Origin of the sequence: Micromonospora sp. CPCC 206060 (assembly GCF_036906895.1) — a bacterium.
Classification (GTDB): Bacteria; Actinomycetota; Actinomycetes; order Mycobacteriales; family Micromonosporaceae; genus Micromonospora.
The window spans coordinates 1-4,637 of the sequence record NZ_JBAKHU010000149.1 but is presented as its reverse complement, the minus strand read 5'-3'; the positions used below and the strand labels follow the sequence as shown (position 1 = coordinate 4,637).

Below are 4,637 nucleotides of genomic sequence, written 5' to 3'. Positions count from 1 at the left end.
AGCAGTCGCGGTGATCGTGCCGCCGCCACAGGAACCACTCAACCCGTTGGGCGTGGCGACCACGAGCCCTGCGGGCAGGGTGTCACTGAAACCGACCCCGGTCAACGACGTACGCGCGTTGGGGTTACTGAGGGTGAAAGCAAGCGACGTCGTCCCGCCAAGAGGGATCGTCGCATCCCCGAAAGCCTTGGCGATTGTCGGCGGCGTGACGACCGCCGCGCCGACTGTGACGGTTGCCGAGGCGGGGGCGCCTGGGCCGCTTTGGACCGAGGTGACGGCAGTCGTCGTATTGACTTTTGTTCCGGTGGTGGTGCCGGTGACGTTGACCGACACTGTGCAACTCCCGTTGGCCGGCAGGGTGGCGCTGAACAGGCTGATGCTGCTGCTACCGGGAGTCGCCGCGATCGTGCCGGAGGCGCAGTTGGTCTGCGCGGCGCTGGGTGTGGCGACCACCAGTCCCGTAGGAAGGCTGTCGACGAAACTGACGCCGGTCAGCGAAGTCTCTGTATTGGGGTTGGTGAGGGTGAAACCCAGTGACGTCGTCCCGTTGAGGGGGATGGTCGCTTTCCCGAAAGCCTTGGAAATCGTCGGTGGTGTAGCGACGGCGACCGTGATGCTCGCCGCAGCGGGGGCGCCCGGGCCGCTTTCGTTCGAGTCCACCGGGCCGCTGGTGTTCACCTTCGTTCCGCTGGTGGTGCCGGTGACGTTCACCGAAAAGGTGCAACTTCCGTTGGCCGGCAAGGTCGCACCAGCCAGGCTGATGCTGCTGCTACCAGCAGTCGCGGTGATCGTGCCGCCGCCACAGGAACCACTCAACCCGTTGGGCGTGGCGACCACGAGCCCTGCGGGCAGGGTGTCACTGAAACCAACCCCGGTCAACGACGTACGCGCGTTGGGGTTACTGAGGGTGAAACCAAGCGACGTCGTCCCGCCGGCACCGATAGTCGTGGTCCCGAAAGCCTTGGAAATCGTCGGTGGTGTAGCGACGGCGACCGTGATGCTCGCCGCAGCGGGGGCGCCCGGGCCGCTTTCGTTCGAGTCCACCGGGCCGCTGGTGTTCACCTTCGTTCCGCTGGTGGTGCCGGTGACGTTCACCGAAAAGGTGCAACTTCCGTTGGCCGGCAAGGTCGCACCAGCCAGGCTGATGCTGCTGCTACCAGCAGTCGCGGTGATCGTGCCGCCGCCACAGGAACCACTCAACCCGTTGGGCGTGGCGACCACGAGCCCTGCGGGCAGGGTGTCACTGAAACCGACCCCGGTCAACGACGTGCCCGGGTTGGGGTTACTGAGGGTGAAACCAAGCGACGTCGTCCCGCCCGAAGGGATGGTCGCATCTCCGAAGGCTTTGGCGATTGTTGGTGGTGCGACGACCGCCGCGCCGACTGTGACGGTTGCCGAGGCGGGGGCGCCCGGGCCGCTTTCGTTCGAGTCCACCGGGCCGCTGGTGTTCACCTTCGTTCCGCTGGTGGTGCCGGTGACGTTCACCGAAAAGGTGCAACTTCCGTTGGCCGGCAAGGTCGCACCAGCCAGGCTGATGCTGCTGCTACCAGCAGTCGCGGTGATCGTGCCGCCGCCACAGGAACCACTCAACCCGTTGGGCGTGGCGACCACGAGCCCTGCGGGCAGGGTGTCACTGAAACCGACCCCGGTCAACGACGTGCCCGGGTTGGGGTTACTGAGGGTGAAACCAAGCGACGTCGTCCCGCCCGAAGGGATGGTCGCGTCCCCGAAAGCCTTGGAGATCGTCGGTGGCGCGATGGATGCGGCGCAGAACGGTCGCGTGATGGTGTTGTGGATCAGCGTGACGGCGCCGTTGCGGGCCAGCACCCGTCCAGCAACGGTGGCTCCTTCCCCCAGCGTCGCCGATTGCAACGCCAAGATGCTTCCGGCGAAAATTGTTCTGGTATTCAGGGTCGCCGAGCTGGTGACCTGCCAGAACACGTTGCACGGTTGCGCGCCACGGATCAGGCTGACCCGGCTATCCGTCGCGGTGACCAGGTCGGATCCCACCTGGAAGATGAACACCGCGTTGGGATCATTCTCCCCATCCAGCGTGACAGTGCCCGTCAGAGACATGGTGGAGGGAGACCTGTACACCCCTGCGGGCAGAGTTTGGCCGCCGAGGTCGGAGCTCACCGTACCGGTTGTTGGTTCCGCTGCGGCAAAGTTGTACGCCGTGGTCAGAGCGGCCTGGGCCTGCATCGCTGCGGTGTCACCGACGTGTGTGTCGCCGTTCACCACGGGGGCGCCGGTGACCGACGTGCCCGGCCAGACACCCAGGTCCCCGTTGATGACCGAAGGGCCGACGGGAGGCGGGACGTCAGTGACCGCCTGGCCAGCCAACACCCCGTAGGACTCGGCAACCCCCAACGGGACCGGGGCCTGGGCCCACGCCGCCGGCATCCCGACGACCCCTACGAAAATCGTCGTAGAGACGACAGCCCCCGCCATCGCCATCGCAATAGACCGACGGCGTCTACGACACGCGCGAGCCAAACGGATCACCGACACAGATTTCCCCCACCAATCAAGATCCCGCCCCCCGGCGAGATTCGGAGCGCAAAGGTTGTTAACTGGCGCAGCGTCAGGTGACGGACGCCCAAAAGCCTTCTACAGGAGGTTATCTCCGCAAAGGGGAGCAATACGGTGAAATGCCGCAAAAGGCTGTAGTGAGATGATGCCCGGCGTCTTCGTAGGTCAGTTGCACCAGGCGCGAGGCGGCCTCACATCCACCGGCTGATCATCCGCCGGGAGGTTGCGATCCTCGCCCGGTCCGGAGACTGGGCGCAGCTCCTGAACAGGAAAATCGAGGCGTGCGACTCTGCGGGTGCCGAAAACCTCGTCCATCCTGGTCACAACCCTTCGTGCTGAGATCAGAACGCCGGGTGCGGCCCCAAGCCCGCTCAGCCCGGATGCACCAGATGATCGACGTTGAGCGGTGCGCGAGGATGACCTGCCGTGCTGCTGCGACTGGCCTACCTCGGCACAACCAACACTCTCGCGCTGCTACGGCTGCTGCCGATAAACGACCGAGACAAGGACGCCGAGATCCTCGCGCTGCGCCACCAGGTCACCGTCCTGCAGCGGCAACTTCACGGCGAGACGGTCCGGTTCACGCGGGCCGACCGAGCCTGGCTTGCTGCTGTGCTCCACCGGCTACCCCGCGACGTGCCCCGCAACCTGCGACTGCTGGTCCGCCCGGAGACCGTGCTGCGCTGGCACCGTGACCTGATCGCCCGCCGGCACGCCAGAATCTCCCGACCCCAACGGGCCGGACGGCCACGCACCGTGCGATCAATCCGCCGGCTGGTGCTGCACATGGCCCGAGACAACACCACGTAGGGGTACCGCCGCATCCACGGCCAACTTCTCGTCCTGGGTGTGAAGGTCACCGCCTCCACCGTCTGGGAGATCCTGCAGCAAGCCGGTATCGACCCGGCACCCCAGCGCACCGCCACCACCTGGGCAACGTTCCTGCGCTCGCAGGCGCACGCCATCAACGCCGCCGACTTCTTCGACACCACCACGCTGACCGGCGCCCGCCTCTACGTCCTTGCGGTCATCGAACACGCCACCCGTCGAGTCCGCGTTCTCGGCGCCACCGCCCACCCGGCCGCTGGCTGGGTCATCCAGGCCGCCCGGAACCTCGTGATGGATCTCGAAGATGCCGGATGCCAGGTGAAATACCTGATCCGGGATCGAGACGGCAAGTACCCCGCCCTGTTCGACACGGTCCTCGCCGACGCCGGGATCACGGTCGTGCGCAGCGACGTCCGGATGCCACGCATGAACTCGATCACGGAACGCTGGATCCAAGCCTGCCGGCATGAACTGCTCGACCGAACACTGATCTGGAACCACGCCCACCTGGTACACGCACTCCGGGAGTACGAACACCACCACAGCCAGCATCGGCCGCATCGCGGCATCGCCAACACCCGACCGCTCTGTCCACTACCCGAACCGATGACCGACCCCGCAGCGCTGACACACCTGAACGCCATCGACACGACCGACTCGGCGGGCTTTTACATGAGTACGAGCATGCCGCCTGACCAGCGCGGATGAGATTCTCGGCACCCGCAGCGCCGCCCGGGTTGTCGGACTCCCCGAGCCGCGGCTCAACAGGCCGAACCATGATCGAAACCCACCCGGACAAGGCGCACGCCGGCCGGACAGACCCGGACGCGAGGGATGCTCGTCGCACGAGCACCCACCGAGCACCCAACCGTCCACGGAGGACGAAAACAAAGAGGGTCGTGAACTGCGTTTCCGCAGGTCATGACCCTCTTGATCTTGCGCGCCCGAAGGGACTCGAACCCCTAACCTTCTGATCCGTAGGTGCGATAGACATCTACTTAATCGTCACTCGCTGCGGGGTCGAGAATCCGGCTCAGTCCAGCCCCTCCGCCCCTGGTTCCCCGACGTCCGAGCACCCACGGAGCACCCACGCATGCGCCCGCGGCCAGGCCGGATCGGGGTCGGGTGCGAGGGCCACGCTTCGTCCAGCCGGGAAGTCGCTGGTGACGGACCGCAGCGTTCAACCAGCCACTGGCAGCGCCGTACACCCGAGGTGTGGTTCCCCTCGTAACGTGGAGGCCAGGACTTGAGGGATAGAGGCTCATGGCTGAAACGAG

3 protein-coding genes are annotated in these 4,637 nt (G+C 65.9%); 2 read left to right on the top strand and 1 reads right to left on the bottom strand.

All coding sequences use genetic code 11. The annotated features are described in order from the left end of the window. Window positions 1-2,403, bottom strand: a 2,403-nt coding sequence (locus tag V6U90_RS32455) for an ice-binding family protein (RefSeq protein WP_334444847.1), incomplete at its 3' end; no start/stop codon positions are given. Window positions 2,404-2,958: 555 nt separating this feature from the next. Between V6U90_RS32455 and V6U90_RS32450 the strand changes: the two genes are divergently transcribed. Together V6U90_RS32450 and V6U90_RS32445 are read left to right on the top strand one after the other, a co-directional pair. Further along, window positions 2,959-3,342, top strand: a complete 384-nt coding sequence (locus tag V6U90_RS32450; protein WP_334444845.1) for a hypothetical protein — start codon at window positions 2,959-2,961, stop codon at window positions 3,340-3,342. Window positions 3,343-3,381: 39 nt separating this feature from the next. Then, entirely contained in the window at window positions 3,382-4,068 is a 687-nt protein-coding gene (locus tag V6U90_RS32445; RefSeq protein ID WP_334444843.1) for an integrase core domain-containing protein, read from the top strand. Window positions 4,069-4,637 lie beyond the last annotated feature (569 nt).